General features: G+C 56.5%; 15 protein-coding genes and 1 pseudogene. 8 read left to right on the top strand and 8 right to left on the bottom strand.

Annotated features, from left to right (window positions below; translation table 11 throughout):
- Positions 1-8: 8 nt before the first annotated feature.
- Both ACZ1G7_RS16785 and ACZ1G7_RS16790 read left to right on the top strand, forming a co-directional pair.
- Positions 9-1,226 carry an AAA family ATPase gene (locus ACZ1G7_RS16785; RefSeq protein ID WP_472660525.1) on the top strand — a complete coding sequence of 406 codons (1,218 nt, stop codon included), beginning with the start codon at positions 9-11 and terminating at the stop codon, positions 1,224-1,226.
- The gene (locus ACZ1G7_RS16790; RefSeq protein WP_472660526.1) at positions 1,226-1,798 is read left to right on the top strand and encodes an RloB domain-containing protein; all 573 of its coding nucleotides are present in this window, start codon (positions 1,226-1,228) and stop codon (positions 1,796-1,798) included. Before ACZ1G7_RS16785 ends, ACZ1G7_RS16790 begins: the two co-directional genes overlap by 1 nt.
- Here ACZ1G7_RS16790 and ACZ1G7_RS16795 read toward each other — a convergent pair.
- On the bottom strand, positions 1,795-3,903 hold the full coding sequence (locus ACZ1G7_RS16795) for a hypothetical protein (protein WP_472660527.1): 2,109 nt from the start codon (positions 3,901-3,903) through the stop codon (positions 1,795-1,797). The genes ACZ1G7_RS16790 and ACZ1G7_RS16795 overlap by 4 nt on opposite strands.
- A 428-nt stretch (positions 3,904-4,331) precedes the next feature.
- Here ACZ1G7_RS16795 and ACZ1G7_RS16800 point away from each other — a divergent pair, with 428 nt between their 5' ends.
- Complete coding sequence (locus ACZ1G7_RS16800; protein ID WP_472660528.1) at positions 4,332-5,120, top strand: ChbG/HpnK family deacetylase; 789 nt, start codon at positions 4,332-4,334, stop codon at positions 5,118-5,120.
- Positions 5,121-5,272: 152 nt separating this feature from the next.
- Here the strand turns inward: ACZ1G7_RS16800 and ACZ1G7_RS16805 are convergent.
- The 7 genes and pseudogenes from ACZ1G7_RS16805 to ACZ1G7_RS16835 form a co-directional block, all read right to left on the bottom strand.
- A pseudogene (locus ACZ1G7_RS16805) lies at positions 5,273-5,543 on the bottom strand (tyrosine-type recombinase/integrase); the annotation flags it as partial.
- A gap of 187 nt (positions 5,544-5,730) precedes the next feature.
- A complete protein-coding gene (locus tag ACZ1G7_RS16810) occupies positions 5,731-6,180 on the bottom strand; it encodes a MaoC family dehydratase (protein ID WP_472660529.1) in 450 nt (149 codons plus the stop codon).
- 46 nt (positions 6,181-6,226) lie between these two features.
- Positions 6,227-7,405, bottom strand: coding sequence for a beta-ketothiolase BktB (gene bktB / locus ACZ1G7_RS16815; RefSeq protein WP_472660530.1), 1,179 nt, complete (start codon positions 7,403-7,405; stop codon positions 6,227-6,229).
- 56 nt (positions 7,406-7,461) lie between these two features.
- Positions 7,462-8,433: an NAD(P)H-dependent flavin oxidoreductase gene (locus tag ACZ1G7_RS16820; protein WP_472660531.1), complete on the bottom strand. Its 972-nt coding sequence runs from the start codon at positions 8,431-8,433 to the stop codon at positions 7,462-7,464.
- Between the two features lie 9 nt (positions 8,434-8,442).
- Entirely contained in the window at positions 8,443-9,225 is a 783-nt protein-coding gene (locus tag ACZ1G7_RS16825) for an oxepin-CoA hydrolase, alternative type (RefSeq protein ID WP_472660532.1), read from the bottom strand.
- Complete coding sequence (locus ACZ1G7_RS16830) at positions 9,222-10,271, bottom strand: acyl-CoA dehydrogenase family protein (protein WP_472660533.1); 1,050 nt, start codon at positions 10,269-10,271, stop codon at positions 9,222-9,224. The genes ACZ1G7_RS16825 and ACZ1G7_RS16830 overlap by 4 nt, the downstream gene beginning before the upstream one ends.
- A 9-nt stretch (positions 10,272-10,280) precedes the next feature.
- A complete protein-coding gene (locus ACZ1G7_RS16835; protein WP_472660534.1) occupies positions 10,281-11,453 on the bottom strand; it encodes an acyl-CoA dehydrogenase family protein in 1,173 nt (390 codons plus the stop codon).
- Positions 11,454-11,585: 132 nt separating this feature from the next.
- Between ACZ1G7_RS16835 and ACZ1G7_RS16840 the strand changes: the two genes are divergently transcribed.
- The 5 genes from ACZ1G7_RS16840 to ACZ1G7_RS16860 all read left to right on the top strand — a co-directional run bounded on the left by ACZ1G7_RS16840 (position 11,586) and on the right by ACZ1G7_RS16860 (position 17,688).
- Positions 11,586-12,794, top strand: a complete 1,209-nt coding sequence (locus tag ACZ1G7_RS16840; protein ID WP_472660535.1) for a CaiB/BaiF CoA transferase family protein — start codon at positions 11,586-11,588, stop codon at positions 12,792-12,794.
- Positions 12,791-13,621 (top strand): IclR family transcriptional regulator, encoded by an 831-nt coding sequence (locus ACZ1G7_RS16845; protein ID WP_472660536.1) that lies wholly within the window; start codon positions 12,791-12,793, stop codon positions 13,619-13,621. The genes ACZ1G7_RS16840 and ACZ1G7_RS16845 overlap by 4 nt, the downstream gene beginning before the upstream one ends.
- Positions 13,622-13,720: 99 nt before the next feature.
- Complete coding sequence (locus tag ACZ1G7_RS16850) at positions 13,721-14,503, top strand: enoyl-CoA hydratase/isomerase family protein (protein ID WP_472660537.1); 783 nt, start codon at positions 13,721-13,723, stop codon at positions 14,501-14,503.
- Between the two features lie 230 nt (positions 14,504-14,733).
- Positions 14,734-16,656 carry a TRAP transporter permease gene (locus tag ACZ1G7_RS16855; RefSeq protein WP_472660538.1) on the top strand — a complete coding sequence of 641 codons (1,923 nt, stop codon included), beginning with the start codon at positions 14,734-14,736 and terminating at the stop codon, positions 16,654-16,656.
- A gap of 3 nt (positions 16,657-16,659) precedes the next feature.
- Positions 16,660-17,688, top strand: a complete 1,029-nt coding sequence (locus ACZ1G7_RS16860) for a TAXI family TRAP transporter solute-binding subunit (protein WP_472660539.1) — start codon at positions 16,660-16,662, stop codon at positions 17,686-17,688.
- Positions 17,689-17,801: the final 113 nt, after the last annotated feature.

The following is a 17,801-nucleotide window of genomic DNA, read 5'->3' on the forward strand; positions in this document are numbered from 1 at the left end:
GTAGTCTTATGCTTTACAGTGTCGAAATTGAAAACTTCTTCTCAGTTGGAGAACGCCAAGTTCTCGACCTTCGCGCCCGGAAGTCAGTTGACGATCCGCTGGGGCGACTATCCCCGGTTTACAAGGGCGCTGATGAGAGAGCCCCGACCGTCGTTGCACTTTTTGGTCCAAATGCAGCTGGAAAATCGAACATATTACGGTCGATAGCGTTCGGATCATGGTTTGTCGCGCATAGCTTCGGCCACCGTTCCGACCTCAGCCTTCCCTACGAAAAGTTTGGCAGCGATGAGCGGATTAAGAAAACGACCAGATTGGCATTCTCATTTGCGGGACCAGTTAACCCACTTTCCATATCCGAAGACAGTGATCAGTGCCCCTACACCTATGAAGTCGTCCTATCACCTCGCGGCAATAGCCGTGCTGATGAAGTACTTCTAGAAAAAATGTGCTATCAGCCCCGTGGGAAAGGTAAGTTCAGAACACTGTTTGAACGGAACGAAAGCAATGCGGTAAAGGCGGAAAAAGGCTTCCTAACTTCCGGCACGGAGAAAGCCCTGAAGGAAGTTCTTCGACCAAGGGCCAGCGTGATCGCGACGTTGGCGCAGTTGAACCACACGATCGCCACCGCGTTTGTCGAAGCGGCCTTATCCGTGGTCTCGAACATCTTCATCGACCGGGTTGAAGATGATGTAAGGACGATGACTAAATGGTACTATAACAATCCCAATGCACTTGAAGAGCTTCAAGGGATTGCAAGGCGCATTGATCTTGGGATTGATGAGATCGGAATCGACTCATCTTCGAGCGAGCCGATGATGCTCTTTCGGCACTCGGGTTTGGATCAGATAATTTCGCTGAACCGCGAAAGTCATGGTACTCAGCAGTTCATCAAAATCTTCCCCTACATTTTGATGGCACTGGATCGAGGCGGTGTGGCAATAATCGATGAGCTGGATACGACAATCCATCCTCTCATCCTACCAGAGATCCTGCGTTGGTTTGGCGACCCAAAGCGCAATCCGCATGGGGCGCAACTGTGGACGACTTGCCATTCTGCAAGCCTACTTACGGAACTCACCAAAGAGGAGGTGTTTTTTTGCGAGAAGGATGCTGAGGGCAACACAACGGTATTCAACCTGGCCGATGTTGAGCGGGTACGCCGAAACGAGAACTTTTACGGCAAATATATGGGCGGCGAGTACGGTGCCGTACCGGTGCTTGGCTAATGGTGCGAAGGCAAAAAGTTAGACGGCGCCGGCGCTTATTTGTCGGTTGTGAGGGCGAGAGTGAACAGGGCTACGCAGCGCTACTGCAACGTTTTGCTGACGAGCAAGGCTGTGCCGTTCACGCGGAATCTAAAGTGGTACCGCGTGCGGGCGATCCTCTCGCCATTTTGGAGCGCGCAATTGAAATGGCAGCACAAGGCGAAAGAGGATCTAAACCAGCCTACAGCGTACGTTTTCTGATGTTGGATACAGACCTACTCGGGAATAATCCCGGTCGTGATGCCCAGATTGCCGGGTTGGTGGAACGGCACAACTTCGTCCTGCTGAGACAGAATTGCTGCTTCGAAGCATTCTTGCTCAGGCACTTTGTTGGTCATGCCAACGATGAACCACCCACTGCAGCGATCGCTCTCACCCGTCTGATGGCAGTTTGGCCTCAATACAAAAAAGGACTTCCTGCTCAGGAGCTTCGAAAGCAAATAGCCCTTGAAGATGTCCAGCGTGCAGCACAGAGTCCACGTAACGCTGACTTTAGTTCTTTGCTGGATGCAATGGCGCTGCAGCCTCACTAGTGCGAATGGTTGGCTTCAAGCTCCAACAAATAGGCTTCATCGGAACCAAAAGGAATGTGGGCGTACACACCCTCCGCTTCATGCGTATCCAGGAGGATACCATAACGGAGGAGTAAGCGTTCTAGATGCCGGTTGGTGAACAGAATGTCTTCAAATCGGCCCCATTCCTCAAAGCTCTCCATGAACCCGTTCAAGTCCTTCGCAAACAGATCGAACCAATCGATAATCTCAAGTTCTTTGAGCTTTTCATGCAGATCACCGGGCAACTCTGGTGGTTGCTCAAACGAATGGTAAGTGCCGATCAATCGGGCACATGCTTTTAGAAGAAGGCTTAGCGCTTCAAAAGTGTATTCGAGGAACTCGTCCAAATTCCCATCCACACGATAGGCTTGGCGTTTTGCAACAATACTTTGATTAGCCGCGTCTAGTTGACCGACGAGGTGTTCTTCAGCGGCATTAGTTCTTACGTTGTCGCGCGCGCAGACTCGAGCGCAGAAGTAAGCGCTGAACGCATTGTAAGAATGCTGGCTCAGCAATTGCTCAACGCCATCGGAAGCAACGAACTTTGCTGCTTCCGGGAACCTGCCGAAAATCAACGATTCCAAATAAGTGCCAGAAATCATTTGCGCTAACAGGTCTTCGGCTTCGAGCCGCTCGGCTTCTTCGCCAAACATAAGTTGTGCAGCCAGACTATCGCGCAAGACGAAATGTGTCTTCATCACACCGTCGCGCATCACCCAAAGCGGCATTGCGACGCCAAGACCGAATTCGGGCGGCGTGGATTTGACCGGTGCCGTGTCAAAGCCGCGAACCACCTCATTCAGGGCGGATTCATAATCATGAGCAACTGTGAATCCGTCAATTCGGCAGAACGTATGTGTCGGTACCAGTCGTATGATCAACTTGCTTAGATTGTCGCCTAGCTGTCTTGCAAAGTCCTCATTGCCAGCGTCTTTGAGCGCGATGGAAAAACTCAGATTTTGGTCCGCATTGTCGCCTTGTTCCAGGTCGAAGATTGACTTCAGGTTGGCTGCGTTTTCGCTTAGCGGAAGAAAGTCGACGGAAACACCGGCCAGAGCGTCGTCGATTAGTCCTGTGATCTTGCTGCGAAGCTGTTCACCCAAACCTTCGTGGTGAAATGCCAAGGCATCGGTACGTTGACTCGATAGAAAAAAATCAAGGCAGACGGTCGTTGCGATTTCATTGATGCCCTCGACAACAAACGTATCGGCACCCGCGCGGGTGCCCACCAGTATCCGATCCGGCGCAACGGGTAGAACTACATATCTCGGTTTCTCTCCACCCAGAAAAAGTGGCTGCCAGCCTTCAACTTCATCGAAGGAAATACAAACGCAATCCGGAAGAATTGCCGGCATCACTTTGTGTGGTTCTACCGTCCATTGCAATCCGGCGAGTTTTTCGATGATGCCTTCAGGCGCGAGCGTTCTGGACAGTGCTTCAATGTGTGCCGATGTGGCTAAGGCCTTCGTGTTTCCCAAGAACTGATCGACGAGCGGCAGAACAGTGCTTTGCGCCTCTTCAAGCATTGAGGATCCGTTCTCTCGGAAATGAAAATAGAGCAAACGGGCAAGTGTTTCCTTGCTGACGCCAGACAGCACATCATATCCATTTTTCATGATGCCGTCCAAAATGATGTCTTGTAGTTTATTGGGGATACAGTTGGCTGATAGTCTTTCGATCCCGAAAACCTCAGCTGGGTTTTCGACTAGCTTACCTATGGGTTGCGCCATACTCGCCGCCCCCTCCATTATGAACGTTCTCGAATGCGCGGAGCGAATGGACAAGTGGGCGGCGACTTCGCCAACCATTAGTGGGTCTGCCTCCTCACCGATGTTGAGGGCGCGCAGCACGTCAACCAGCTTGAACACGTGCGTTTCGTAATCCGTGATGAGATCGTCAAGCGTTGGCGTCCCATCCTCTGACGGCTTCGAATAGAAATGCTTCTGTTTAGCCGCATCACCGCGGTCAACCGGAACGGGATGGTCAAGGTTACGACGATACATCCACAGCTTGTCAGACCCATCCTGAATGACGAAAGGTTTCAAGAAATGTCGCGGAATGAAGTGCTGCCCGCTTCCAGCCATTAGACACGTTCTCCAGATTGGTTTTTTCATAGTCAGTAACAACAGATCGCCAAGCACTCAGCGTCGGTTCATGGAAGTGCCATCACTATATTAGCTCATCTTGGATTTGTAGTACCGGCTTAGGTCACAAAATCGAAGAAAACTGCGCCGTTCAATTTCCTCGAACTCAGAATGATGTAGTCTTGCAAACGGCCGCTAATTGAGATGCAACCACAGCACTTTGCTTCGTTGGCCAATGGCCGCAATGGGCCGCCCTTGCCTAGGTTGTGCTAATGATCCGGCGGACATGCTGCCGTCGATCTAATGGCGGCACAGAGCCCAAACCTCCAAATTTCTGCGGCGCGACCTTTCATGGCAGGTGAGTTGTGTTCAACCTGGGCCTTCGGGTGTAATTCTGTTGATTGAAACACTGGTAGGATTGGAGTGCGATGCGTGAAGTTCGATTACTCGTAAGAGTGGATGACGCTGGATCGAGTTGGTCTTCCAACGTCGGGTGTCTGCGCGCCTGCACTGAGGGTATCGCGCGGAGTGTTGAGGTCATGATGCCATGTGCATGGACCTCGCATGCGGCGGAGATTTTAAACAAACATCCCGAAGTAGACGTCGGTATCCATTTGACCCTGACAAGCGAGTGGGATGCGGTGAAGTGGCGACCGCTTACGCATGCCAAGAGTCTAACCGATGAAAGCGGAAATTTCTTGCCATTGCTGACTCCTCGCGACAGTGATGGAAGGCTTTGTCTGGCAAATGCGGACTGGTCGCTCGACGAAATTGCGAATGAATTCAGGGCTCAAGTTTCGCTTGGCATCTCAAAGTTCCGAAACGCATCTCACGTCAGCTCTCATATGCTGAAGCACTTCAGAGAGTTTGACGCGCGGCTTGGTGAGGTTATCTCTGATCTTTGCAGAGAATTTGGACTCCAAGACGACGCCTTTGGCCACGGTCTTCCCCGCATCGAAGGCTATCCAAAGTTCCCGAGAGAAACCGACCAGAGGATCGAAGCCTTTGCGCGGCAACTCGACGAGCTTGAAACTGGAACCTACATCTTCATCGACCATCCGGCTGTTGCTTCACCGGAGTTGGGTGCAACGGGACACGATGGTTACGAAGACGTAGCCGAAGACCGGGTGACTTGTTTGGAGACGCTGACAAGCCCAATGCTGAGTGAGCGCATTAAACAGCTTGGAATATCAATTATCAGCTACCGAGAGCTTTGAAACCAATGACAGAAAAGTCCCGCGAATTGTGAATTCGAGTAGCCCCTGATTTTGCGCCCGCAGCGAAGATCCGCAATGCGGGCGCAATTGCAGCATCCAGACTGGGTGCCCAATGTCTGGAATGGGCCGCACTCGAAAGCGACCCGAACTTGCTAGATTTCAATGGCCTCCGCGATAGCTAACGCATCCTCCAGCTCGACGCCTAAGTACCGGAGGTTGCTATCCATCTTGGTGTGCCCAAGCAGAAGTTGAACCGCCCGCAAGTTGCCGGTCTTCTTGTAGATCTGTGTCACCTTCGTTCGCCGCACCGAATGCGTGCCCATATGCGTTGGCTTCTAGACCGATCGATTTGACCCAATCGCGGACGATCCGCGAATACTGGCGTGTCGAGATATGCAGACGCTCGTGGAAGCGGCCAGACCATGGGTCATTGACACTGCAAACGACTCAACCACAGACGCCGTGTCGACGATAGAGAACTCTTTCACACTGCTTTTTGCCATTGTTTCAGCGCCGACCTTCGGCGTCAGCATCGAGGCGCGTTGCGTGAAAGCGATGAGCCTCGCGTAGGGATGTTCTGTCGGCGTATCCTGCATCGGCATTTCCCTTTTTACCTGAACATCATCAGCAGGTTCGTGGCGACAAGCGCCGGTTTGTCCTGCCCTTCGATCTCAAGCGTGTTCTCTAACTTAACCAGCCAAGCGCCTTCTTTCTTCTGGCTCAGCTCGCCGCAGACCGCCCGGTTGCGAATGCGCGCTCCCGACAGGACCGGACTGATAAACCGCACCCTTTCCAGCCCGTAATTGACAGTGGACGCGACATCTTCCGGCCAGGCCCCTGCGTCCCGCTGCAACTCGGTCAGCATCGCCAGCGTCAGAAAACCATGCGCGATGGTCGTTCCAAACGGGCTTTCGGCCTTAGCCCGCACCGGGTCGGTGTGAAGCCATTGATGATCATTGGCGCAGTCGGCAAATGCATCGATGCGGCTTTGATCGACACGCAGCCAGTCTGACACCGCGATCTCTTCGCCGATCTGCCCTGCCATGTCTGTTAGTTTCATAAGTCGATCCTTCGGTGAGGCAGATCAGGGTTTTGCAGGTAGCTGGTCATGCCGCCTCGACGATCAATGCGATCCCTTGCCCGCCGCCGATACACATCGTGGCCGCCCCTGTTTTGGCCCCGCGCCGCTTCAACTCGTAGACAAGCTTGGTGGTAATGATCGCACCGCTCGCCCCGATAGGATGCCCGATGGCGACGGCCCCGCCGTTTGGGTTCACGATGGCAGGATCCAGATCAAGTTCGGAGGTCACCGCGCAGGCTTGGGCTGCGAAAGCTTCGTTGGATTCCACGACGTCTAAATCGCCCACCGTCAGGCCAGCTTTGCCAAGTGCGATTTTCATCGCGGGGATTGGGCCAAGGCCCATCACCTCCGGATCGACCCCGGCATGTCCATAGGACACGACACGCGCCATCGGCTCAAGGCCGCGCTTTTCAGCCTCATCAGCACTCATTAAGATCAAAGACGCGGCACCATCGTTGATCCCTGAGGCATTGCCTGCAGTGACCGTGCCGTCTTTCTTGAAGGCCGGCCTCAGCGCGGCCATCCCTTCCGCAGACGCATCACCGCGCACATGTTCATCCGTCTTGAAGTCGACCGTTTCGTTTCGGGATTTGACCGAGACCGTGACGATCTGATCGTTGAAATAGCCCGCTTCAATCGCAGCAGATGCGCGCCGGTGGCTTTCGACGGCAAACGCATCTTGTGTCTCGCGTGTGATGCTAAGGCGATCCGCGATGTTCTCAGCCGTGATCCCCATATGCCCATGTCCAAACGGGTCATTGAGAACGGAGAGCATCATGTCGATGGCCTTTGTGTCTCCCATCTTTTGGCTCCATCGTGCTGTCTGCACGAGGTATCCGGCCCGGCTCATACTCTCCGCACCACCAGCCAACACGATAACCGCGTCACCGAGCTGAAGCGTCTGAATACCCGAGACTATCGCTTGCAATCCGCTACCGCAAAGGCGGTTCACCGTAAGCGCAGCTGAACTATTCGGCAAATCTGCTTCGAGAGAGATCGTCCGCGCAAGATACATGTCGCGCGGCTCTGTGTGGATGACATTGCCATAGAAAGACTGTTGCACATCCTCCGGCTGTAGACCTGCCCGGCCAATCGCCTCTTTTGCTGAGATGACGCCAAGTTCCGTTGGTGTGAGCCCTCTCAAAGATCCACCAAAACTCCCCACGGCGGTGCGCGCGGCAGATACAATGACGATGTCTTTCATGTTGTTCCCTTCAGGCGCCATTCCATTGCGCGCCAGTGCGTTTTCTTGGTTCGGGTTTAGCTGCCGGTGATCTGTGAAAGCCGCGCCTTCGCGGCGTCATACTCCCCTGCGATGCGCCCGATCAGGTCTTTGGCGGGGGTCACCTCGGTGATGGAGCCCACGCCCTGACCAGCGCTCCAAATATCGCGCCACGGTTTCGGGCCGGGTTTGTTCTTGTCACCCAGAAGCGACAACTGACCTGTCGTGCTGGGATCAACACCAGTGTCTTCAAGAGAGCGGGATAAGTAGTTGCCGTTCACTCCGGTCACGGCGGCGGTTGTAATGATGTCCTGCGCATGGGCCTCGCAGAGCATCTCTTGATAGGCAGCGGCTGCGTTGGCCTCCTTGGTCGCAATAAAAGGCGTTCCCATGTAGCCGAAATCTGCGCCGGCGGCTTGTGCGGCCAAAAGCGACGCGCCCGACGCAATTGCTCCGGATAAGGCGAGCGGTCCCTCAAACCACTGGCGGATTTCCTGCACCAAAGCGAAGGGCGATTGCGCCCCCGTATGCCCACCTGCCCCCGCGGCCACGGCGATCAGACCGTCGGCACCTTTTTCGATGGCCTTGCGAGCAAATCGGTCGCTGATCACATCATGCAAGACGATCGCGCCCGCCCCATGTGCCATCTCGTTGACTTCTTCCCGCGCACCCAGCGACGTGATCCAAATCGGCACCTTCCAACGGGCGCAGATCTCAATGTCGCGCTCCAGCCTTTCGTTCGATTTGTGCACGATTTGGTTGACCGCATAAGGCGCGGCAGGCCTGTCCGGGTTGGACTGGTTCCAGGCATCCAGCGCTTCGGTGATCTGTTTCAGCCAGATCTCCAGCATGATGCCGTCGCCGTCCTTGTCGCGCGCGTTCAAGGAAGGTACGCTGCCGACGATGCCCGCCTGACATTGGGCAATCACCAAAGCGGGGTTCGACACGATATACATGGGCGCGCCGATGAGGGGCAGCCGCAGCGACTTCAGTTGCGTTGGAAGTGTCATGATTGCGCCTCAGGTCTTGGAAAAATCGGGTTTGCGTTTTTCGAGGAAGGCAGACAGCCCCTCTGCCGCTTCAACGCCGTAGCGCGCCTTATTGATCAGGTCCGCTTCGGCCCAGAGATGGCTGCTCAGCTGCGTATCGGGTGCCATGTTGACCAGATGTTTGATCGACCGGATCGCATTCGGCGGTCCCGCCGCCACTTTGCCCGCCAGCATCATCGCGCATTCCAGTGTCTGACCAGCCTCAGCGACTTCGTTCACGATGCCGAACTGCGCCAGACGTTCCGCTGTGACGGGGCGGCCAAGAATGCAGAGTTCGTTCACCAATTGGCGGGGCATGCCTGCGCGCAGGAAATGGGTCAACCCACCATCAGGGCTAAGCCCAACACGCACATAGGCAGCGGTGAACATGGCCTCTGCCTCTGCAACGATCATGTCGCAGCTGAACGCAAGCGCGACGCCCGCGCCAGCCGTGCCTCCTGCGACGGCCGCGATCACAGGCGTGGGGCAATCGACAATGGCCCGGATCATGGCATTGAGGTAATCGGTGTTGGAATTGACGGCCGACAAAGGCCCCTTCGCGCTGTTCTTGAGCGCGTTGATATTTCCCCCCGAGCTGAAAAAGCCGCCCGCCCCGGTGATGACGATAGCACGGATGTCCGCGTCATTGCCTGCGTCGACAACGGCGTCCCGCACCGCGCGGTAGACCTCGGGGTTGATCGAATTGCGGCTCTCGGGGCCATCGAGCGTCAGGGTCAGGATACCGTCCTGCGACTGCGAGCGCACTTGGGTCATGCGGGAAATCCCTTTTCTTCTGTTCGGGCGGCCTCGGCGACCAGTTTTCCGAGCCGGGCAGCATGTGCATCGGAGGTGCCATAGAGCATATCTGCCATCAAAATGCGTTTGGTCAGCCGGTCGAGGTCATATTCTTCGGTCGTCCCGATGCCGCCATGCATCTGGATACAGGACGCGGCAGCTGCGCGCATCCGGGTGCCGCAAAAGCGCTTGAGCGCAGATACAGATCGTTGGCGGTGTCTTTCATCCTTGCCATCGCAAGCGCTGGCCGCAGCCAGAACGAGGGACTCGAAGTGTTCGGTCTCGTGAAATACATCAACCATGGCATGTTGAAGCACCTGGAAACTGCTGATGGGCCTGCCGAATTGCTTGCGCGTGGTGAGGTAGTCGCGCGTTAGATCACGCATCGCCTGCGCCGCGCCCAGGGCCGTGGCACTGAGACAAACGGCAGCGACATCGCTCATCCAACCGGGCAAATCCTCGCCCGCTTGCGCCAGTGAGACGGGGACATTGTCAAAGGTGATGTCCGCCGCGACCTGGCCGTCGAGCAAGGGCAAAGGCGTGATTGTCACGCCCTCCGCCGTCAAATCAACAGCCCCGCAGCACGACCCGTTGGCCCCTTCCAAACACAGCAGCAGCGTCTTGGCCTCCGCGCCGCCCAAAACCATCTGGGCGGTGCCGTTCAAGGTGCCGTTTTCTGCGCTCAGCGTTGTCGCATTCTCGGGCAACCCCACGGCGACCCCATTGGACCCGTCCAGCGCGCCATCGACGTCGAAATCCGGCAGTTCGCATTGCGCGCTCAACAGGCCGGGCAGTACAGCCGCACCAACCAGAGGCGGGCTGTCCTTGCCATGGCCTATGGCCGTCAATGCCGGGGCCAGCGTCAGCAAGCCGAGCCCGGCGCCGCCTGCGTCTTCGGAATAGGTCATGCCAAGAAGGCCGGACTCGACTAGCGAGGCCCATGCGCCGCCGTCACTTGCATCACGCATCACGTCCGCAACCGTATCCGCGATCATCCGTTGTTCGTCTGTCAGATCAAAATCCATGATCGCCCCTCAAAGCCTAAGTGTTTGTTTGGAGATGATGTTCTTCATCACTTCGCTAGAGCCGCCAAATATTGTGAAAGCGCGCGACAGCAGCCAGCCATGGATGCCGTAGCGGTCCAGAATTGCATCATCAGAGCTGTCCTTCTGCCAGACGGCTGCACGGGGGCCTGCGGCCTCCATCGCCAACTCGTTGCTGCGTTGCTGAATTTCACTGCCACGCAGCTTCAGGAACGGCGCAAGCTCCGCCGCGTCCCCCCGCTTGATGGAGGAGAGCATCCGCAGATTGGTGATCTCCAAGGCCATGAAGTCGGCCTCCAGATCAGCCAGTTTCGAGGCAAAGACCGGATCGTCGATCAATGCTGCGCCACCCTGTTCCTGCTTCAAAGCCAGCTTGCGGAGCAGCCGCAGCTCCGCCTTGTTTTGCCCGACATTGGCGATGCCCACACGTTCGTTCCCCAACAGAAATTTCGCATAGGTCCAAGCCTTGTTTTCCTCGCCTACCAGCATGTCAGCGGGGACCTCAACATCGTTGAGCCAGACCTCGTTCACATGATGATCGCCGTCGATGGTGATGATCGGGCGCACTTCGACCCCCGGTAGGTTCATGTCGATCAGCAATAGGGAAATGCCCTGTTGCGGCTTCTCAGCATCCGGGTCGGTGCGGACAAGTGTGAACATCCAATTCGCGTGCTGGCCGGTGGTGGTCCAGGTTTTCTGCCCGTTGACCTTAAAGACGTCGCCCTCGCGCTCTGCGCGTGTTTTTAGACTGGCAAGGTCAGACCCCGCGCCGGGTTCGGAAAAGCCCTGACACCAGTAATCTTCGCCCGACAAAATGCGCGGCAAGAAATGCGCCTTCTGTGCGTCGGACCCGTATTTGATGATCACAGGCCCGATCATCTTCAGTCCGAAAGGCCGCAAGCGTGGGGCGCCGGCCATCATCGCTTCTACGTCAAAGATATATTGCTGCACTGGGGTCCAGCCCGTGCCGCCGTATTCCACCTGCCAGTAAGGGGCGACCCAGCCTTTCTTGGCAACGATCTTGTGCCAGCGAAACATCTGCTCCCACGAATGGCGGCGAAAACCAAAATGCGTGTCGCGAATGTCCTGCGGCAGCTCGGCGGCAAGAAAGCTGCGTACCTCGTCGCGAAAGCTCTCTTCTTCTGCTGTGAAACTGAAATTCATCAGGGTCCCCCTTTAAATCAGGGCCAAATATACAACCTAAATCAGATTACGCAACAATTATTGACATGAATATAGTTTTCGTTTCAAATAATGAAACTATTTAATTTGGTCTGGCTTTGAGGAGCTCTCACGATGTTGAACAAAACTGGTAAGGGACCGCTCTCGGGGATTCGTGTCCTGGATATCTCAACCGTGATCGCCGGTCCGATGGCCGCCACCATGCTGGCCGATTTCGGTGCAGAGGTGATCAAGTTCGAACTTCCCGGCATCGGTGATGGCCTACGGGGCTTCCCTCCTTTGAAAGACGGCAAGCCGCTTTGGTGGAAGGTCACAAACCGGGGCAAATACTTTGCTACACTCGATCTACGAAAGCCGGAAGGAAAGGAGCTATTTCTCAAGATGGTGGCCGAGGCCGATGTCGTGGTCGAGAATTTCCGGCCTGGCACGCTGGATCGCTGGGGGCTTGATATCGATACGCTCTGGGGCGCGAACCCCAATCTCATCGTTTTGCGGATCAGCGGCTTCGGGCAGGATGGCCCCTATGCCTCGCTTCCCGGTTTTGCGCGCATCTTTGAGGCCATGGGCGGGCTGACCCATATCACGGGCGACGAGGATCGCCCGCCGATGCACACTGGTTACCCGCTGGGCGACCCGATCGGAGGGCTGTTCGGTGCCTTTGCCGCCGTCGCCGCCTTGCTGGATCGCGACCGCAATGGCGGAAAGGGCGAGGAGATTGACGTCTCATTGACCGAATCCACCTTCCGTATTCTCGAGTTTTTGGCCATCCAATACGACCAATTGGGCGACGTGCATGCGCGCAGCGGCAACCGCAATCAATATTCCGCTCCGGCGAGCGTCTACTTGACCAGCGACAAGCGTTATGTCTCTCTGGCCGGCAGCACCAATCGCATCTTTAAGAACAACGCTAATGCCATCGGCAGACCCGAGCTTGTCGAGGAAGAGCGCTTTGCGAGCAACCCGGCACGGGTCAAGAACTCTGCCGAGCTGGACCGCATTTTCGGCGGATGGATTGCATCACATACGCAAGATGAAGTGGTCGAAGCCTTCCGCGCTGCAAACGGGACCATCGCGCCGATTTATTCCATCGACCAGATGTTTGCAGACCCGCATTTCATTGCGCGGGAGGCCATTACTGAGGTGTCCGACGACGACTTCGGCACTGTCAAAATGCAAAACCTCGTCCCGCGCTTCCGCAATAGCCCTGGCGAAATCAGGTGGGCTGCCAAGAGCATGGGCGCGGACAATGACGACATCTACCGAAGGATTGCCGAGCTTGACGAAGACACGTTGAACATTTTGAAGCAAAAGGGTGTCATATGATTTCATATAATGACATATTGGCTGCGCCGACCGATCTGAAAGCGAAACAATTGAAGCCGACCGAAGCATCTGCACTCTCCACGACGCTGATCCGCGGGCTTGAGATTTTGCAGTGCTTCACTGACAAGGACGCCGCCCTAAGCAATGCGGAGCTCGCCAGGCGTCTCGACATGAACCGCCCAGCGGTTTCACGGCTGTGTAAGACACTGATGCATGTTGGGTATATTCGGCGTGATGAAAAGGGCATGTTCCGGCTTGCCCCGCATTTGCTTTCGCTGACCTACCCCCTTCTCGCGGTTATGCCCTGGCGGCATGAAGCAACCGATATGATGGAGGAAGTCGCCGCACTGACAGGCGGTTCAATGACGCTGTCGATCATGTCAGAGGATCGCTTCATTCAGATCAAGACAGTCGGTGTGAAGGATCAGTATCCTCATACCCCCGAGATTGGTCTGAACGGCCCCTTGTTGATGTCGTCAACGGGCCGGGCGCTTTTGTCCTTGCTCGACGATGAAGAGCTTAAGCAAAAACTGCAGAAACTCCAGACGCAAAACACACAGGAGTATGCGGACGGGTTGAAATCCACCAAGGACGGCATCGCGCGCTGCAGAACCGCAGGCTTCTGTGTGTCGTACGGCGAATGGCGGCAGAACATCGTGGCCGCCGCAACGCCACTCGGCAGGACCGAGGACGGTCTTCTTGTTGCGATGGCCTGCGGCATGCCAAGTTACCGGGTTGTTGAGGACAAGTTCGAAACAAGTATCGGGCCTCGCCTTGCCAACGTCGCGGACGCGTTGCGCGCCAAAGGCCTTTTCCAAAAGACCTGATGGCCTCCTGTTGGGCTGCCTGACGGCGCGCTCACCCCTCTTTCTTACAATCTGAACTGCGGCTGTCTTAATGGCTGTCTGTGTTCTCAAGGAGTTTCTATGCAATACGAAACTATTCGCTGGTCGCGCGAAAACGATGTGGCCGAAATCACCATGGACCGTAACGCACAGGTGACCGCGCTGAACGCGCGTATGTGTGACGAGCTGTTTGATGCGGCCTGCCAATGCAACGCTATGGGCGCAAGGGCTGTCATCCTGACCGGTACAGGCAAGACATTCAACGTCGGCGGTGACCTGGATGAATTCGCAGCCGCCGCCGACAAGGCCGACCATGTGACCCGCATGGCAACGATGGTGCATGCAACCGTCTCGCGGTTTGCACACATGGATGCGCCGCTGATCTGCGCGGTCAACGGATCAGCCGGGGGCGCGGGCCTGTCCATGGCGCTTGCGGGGGATATCGTCCTTGCCTCGGACAAGACGAAATTCGTGTCCGCCTATACCGCCTCAGGCCTCTCCCCCGATGGGTCGCTGACGTACTTCCTAGCCAAACACATCGGCCTGCTGCGCGCCAAAGAGCTAGTTTTGACCAATCGCGTACTGACGGCCGAAGAAGCGCGGGACTGGGGCATGGTCACCAGCGTCGTCGCGGCAGAAGACCTGCTGGAGGAGGCCCGGACGCTTGCGGCGCAAATCGCGGCTGGCCCCTCCAAGGCCTTTGGTCGCGCTAAGCAGCTACTTGAGACGGCCTATAGCGAAAGCCTCGAAACACAGCTCGACAAGGAAACCCGCGCCATCGCAGCGATGATGCGCACGCAGGATGCCCAAGGGGGAATCGCGGCATTCCTGGCCAAACGCACACCGAGCTTTTCGGGAATGTAGTGCTGAACTGTGGTTTTATTTACAACATATCATAAATATGTTGCAATAATTAGAACTGATGATACAAATCAATACAAATAGCCAATCGGGAGGTGCGGCGTGACCAATTACAATGGAGGAGGACGGCAGCGTTTTGGCATGCCGAAACAAGAACGCTGGCAGCCGTCAGCCCTGCTGAAGCCAAATGGCGCGGCCAAGGCTGCAGCGCTCTCAGGATTGGATGGTCCTTCATGCAGTCTTTGAGAAACCTCACACTCTTCCTCGCCTCCCTCATCGCGGCCTTTGTCTCGATCCAGTCGATCTATGTGGCCTATTTCGGCCCCTGGGACATCGCATATGGTTTGAACATGCTGGTCGGCGCGGCCGTGGTCATCGTCATGATCACGAAGCCGACTACCGATCCCGCAGGCGAGCGTTCTCCGTTTATCAAGATGGCGGGAATGGCGCTCGACTGGGCGTTGATCGCGCTCATTGTCGCCGCCTGCCTGCGCTTCACGCAGGTCGCCTATCTGATGGAGCAAACGCTTTACTTCTTCAGCACCTACGACGTCTGGCTGGCGCTCGGCGGCATTGCTGTCGTTCTTGAAGCGACCCGACGGCTCTTTGGCCTGCCCATTGTCGTGATCGCCCTGCTGACACTGATCTACTGCTTCTTTGGGGATGCGCTCCCCGGCTTCCTCAACCAACCCAGCATCAGCCCTGACCGGGCCATGGACACGATCTGGTACGGCTACCAGGGCGTCTTTGGATCGCCCACCGCTGTGGTGATACGGGTTGTGCTGATCTTTGTGGTGTTTGGCATTGTGCTGGAAGGCACGGGAGCGAGTGACACTCTGATCCGCGTCTCTGTCGCGCTAACGGGCAAGACACGCGGCGGCCCCGCCCACTCGGCGGTGGTCGCTAGCGCCCTGCTTGGCTCCATGTCCGGCAGCGTCACCGCCAACGTTGTGGGTTCCGGGTCCTTCACTATTCCGATGATCAAACGGCGCGGCTTTCCCGCGGCTACCGCGGGCGGAATCGAAGCGGCAGCCTCCACCGGTGGGCAGATCATGCCCCCGGTCATGGGCGCGGCAGCCTTCATGATGGCCGACCTAACGGGTGAACTCTACACGACCATCGCGCTCGCAGCGTTGGTGCCTGCGCTCTTCTATTATGGCTCGCTCTTCGCTGCCGTCTCAGTCGATGCAACAGCCGCAGGCATCCAACCCGTTCCAGAAAACGAGCGGATAAAGCTGACGCGGGCTGACTACATCGCTTCCCTGCAGTTCCTATTGCCAATCGCGTCGATCATCGCCGTGCTGCTGATGGGCCGTTCCCCGACCATGGCAGGCCTTGTCGCCGTCACGCTGGCGCTCGCCCTGGGCTTGTTCCGGCGAAAGAACCGCTCCAGCCTAAAAATGTATTGGGACATTGCGGTCAAGGCCGGTATCGCCTGCGCCTCAATCCTCGTGGCTGTCGGCTGCATCGGCATCATTCTCGGCGTGATGAACCTGACAGGCATCGGGCTCAGCTTTGCCTCGATGATCTCATCGCTTAGCGAGGACTCCCTGCTTTGGTCGCTGATTATTACCGCCTTCGCCTGCCTCGTATTGGGCATGGGGATGCCCACGCTACCGGCTTATATCATCATCGTGCTGGTGTTGGGCCCGGTGGTTACCAATCTTGGCGCAGAGCTGATCGCGGTGCATATGTTCGTGCTCTACTTCGGCGTGCTGTCGGCCATCACACCGCCAGTGGCCATCGGTGCCTTTGCCGCTGCTCCAATCGCGGGATCGAACCCGATGCGGACGGCGTTCGTCTCGGTCCGATTGGCGATTGTCGGGTTTATCATCCCATTCATTTTCATCTACGAGCCCTCGCTGTTGCTGGTGCTCGACTTCGATCTCGCAAGCTTCATCCGCGTCTGCGTGGCGCTTGCTTTAGCCATCTGGATGCTCAACACAGGTGCGGCAGGCTTTGCCGGGCAGCGGCTGAGCCTTCTGGGTCGCGTGATCCGTATTGGCCTTGCCATCGGTCTGATCATCCAGATCCCGCAGCTGCAATACCTTTTCATCGTCCTGACCATCGCGCTTCTCGCTGTGCATCGTAGCCCGCAGCTTGCCGCGACGGCCAGTCTTACCAAAACCACTGATAACCAACTGGAGGAGTCCTAACCCATGTTTCAACGTATCGTGCAAAAAGGCGTCATTGCGGCCGCGGCGATCGCCATATCGCTCGGCTCAACTGCGACAGCTCAGAACAAAAATCTTCGGATGGCATCGCTGGGGCAATCATCGCCCACCACCGTGTTCTCCATCGCGGTTACGCAAATCCTGAAAGAGGAGCATGGCTACGCGACCCAGCTTTCAACGGGCTCTGCCGCGACGCGCCAGGCCGTCGAGGCTGCAAACCAACAGCTTGACCTCTTTGTGACGGCGGTTTCGATCAACGGTTTCCTCCGTGACGGTACCCGCATGTATAAAGACATGGCCGACGCGCCCGAGCTTTTCGGCAACCTGCGCAGCATCCTGAACTATCCGTTTGGAGCCTATCACGCAATCGTCTGGGAAGATTCCGGCATCACCTCGCTGGCTGAAATCAAAGGCAAGAAAGTCTTCATCGGCCCACCTTCCGGAGCCGCGCGCGCAACGATCGGTGCGATCATCACCGGCGTGACCGGATTTGACCCGGAGAGCGATTTTGAGGCGATCAGCGTCGACTGGTCTTCCGCTGAACAAGCGTTCCAAGACCGTCAGATCGACGTCTATTTCACAGCTGCTCCCATCCCGAGCGCCGAGCTGCAGCAGCTTTCCGCGCTTGGCAAGTTCCGGGTTCTGGGCATCCCTGACGACAAGGTCGAAAGCGAAGCGATCCAGAAATCCTTCAACATCCCGGGCCGTGAGTTCACGATGCTCGAGCCGGGCTCTTACAGCGGTCTCGTCAACGAAGAGCCGGTTCGCCTGGTGAACACAATCGTCGGTTTGGGCACCAATAAGTGGTTGTCCGAAGAGGACGGCTATAACATCACCAAAGCTATCTTTGAAAACAGCGATGATCTGGTTGCCGCCGCTCAGTGGATGAAAGTGATCACCCCTGAGAACGGCCTGTCCCAGATGAACGCACCGCTGCATGTTGGGGCATATAAGTACTACGTCGAAGCAGGTATCGATGTGCCAGAAGGGCTGATCCCACCAGAAGCCAAGTAACGCGACGACCCGTTGCTCTCATTCCCGGGGGCAACGGGGTCTTTCCCCCCACCTTGCGGGTGGGGGGCTTTTAACCGCCTAAATGGCTGATCATGCAGATTCCAGCGCCAGCC

The sequence above is a fragment of the Litoreibacter sp. JB4-2 genome, assembly GCF_055693445.1.

Coding starts and splice junctions, on each gene's coding strand:
- ACZ1G7_RS16785 (WP_472660525.1), top strand. CDS start 9: ATGCTTTACAGTGTCGAAATTGAAAACTTCTTCTCAGTTGGAGAACGC.
- ACZ1G7_RS16790 (WP_472660526.1), top strand. CDS start 1,226: ATGGTGCGAAGGCAAAAAGTTAGACGGCGCCGGCGCTTATTTGTCGGT.
- ACZ1G7_RS16795 (WP_472660527.1), bottom strand. CDS start 3,903: ATGGCTGGAAGCGGGCAGCACTTCATTCCGCGACATTTCTTGAAACCT.
- ACZ1G7_RS16800 (WP_472660528.1), top strand. CDS start 4,332: ATGCGTGAAGTTCGATTACTCGTAAGAGTGGATGACGCTGGATCGAGT.
- ACZ1G7_RS16810 (WP_472660529.1), bottom strand. CDS start 6,180: ATGAAACTAACAGACATGGCAGGGCAGATCGGCGAAGAGATCGCGGTG.
- bktB (WP_472660530.1), bottom strand. CDS start 7,405: ATGAAAGACATCGTCATTGTATCTGCCGCGCGCACCGCCGTGGGGAGT.
- ACZ1G7_RS16820 (WP_472660531.1), bottom strand. CDS start 8,433: ATGACACTTCCAACGCAACTGAAGTCGCTGCGGCTGCCCCTCATCGGC.
- ACZ1G7_RS16825 (WP_472660532.1), bottom strand. CDS start 9,225: ATGACCCAAGTGCGCTCGCAGTCGCAGGACGGTATCCTGACCCTGACG.
- ACZ1G7_RS16830 (WP_472660533.1), bottom strand. CDS start 10,271: ATGGATTTTGATCTGACAGACGAACAACGGATGATCGCGGATACGGTT.
- ACZ1G7_RS16835 (WP_472660534.1), bottom strand. CDS start 11,453: ATGAATTTCAGTTTCACAGCAGAAGAAGAGAGCTTTCGCGACGAGGTA.
- ACZ1G7_RS16840 (WP_472660535.1), top strand. CDS start 11,586: ATGTTGAACAAAACTGGTAAGGGACCGCTCTCGGGGATTCGTGTCCTG.
- ACZ1G7_RS16845 (WP_472660536.1), top strand. CDS start 12,791: ATGATTTCATATAATGACATATTGGCTGCGCCGACCGATCTGAAAGCG.
- ACZ1G7_RS16850 (WP_472660537.1), top strand. CDS start 13,721: ATGCAATACGAAACTATTCGCTGGTCGCGCGAAAACGATGTGGCCGAA.
- ACZ1G7_RS16855 (WP_472660538.1), top strand. CDS start 14,734: ATGCAGTCTTTGAGAAACCTCACACTCTTCCTCGCCTCCCTCATCGCG.
- ACZ1G7_RS16860 (WP_472660539.1), top strand. CDS start 16,660: ATGTTTCAACGTATCGTGCAAAAAGGCGTCATTGCGGCCGCGGCGATC.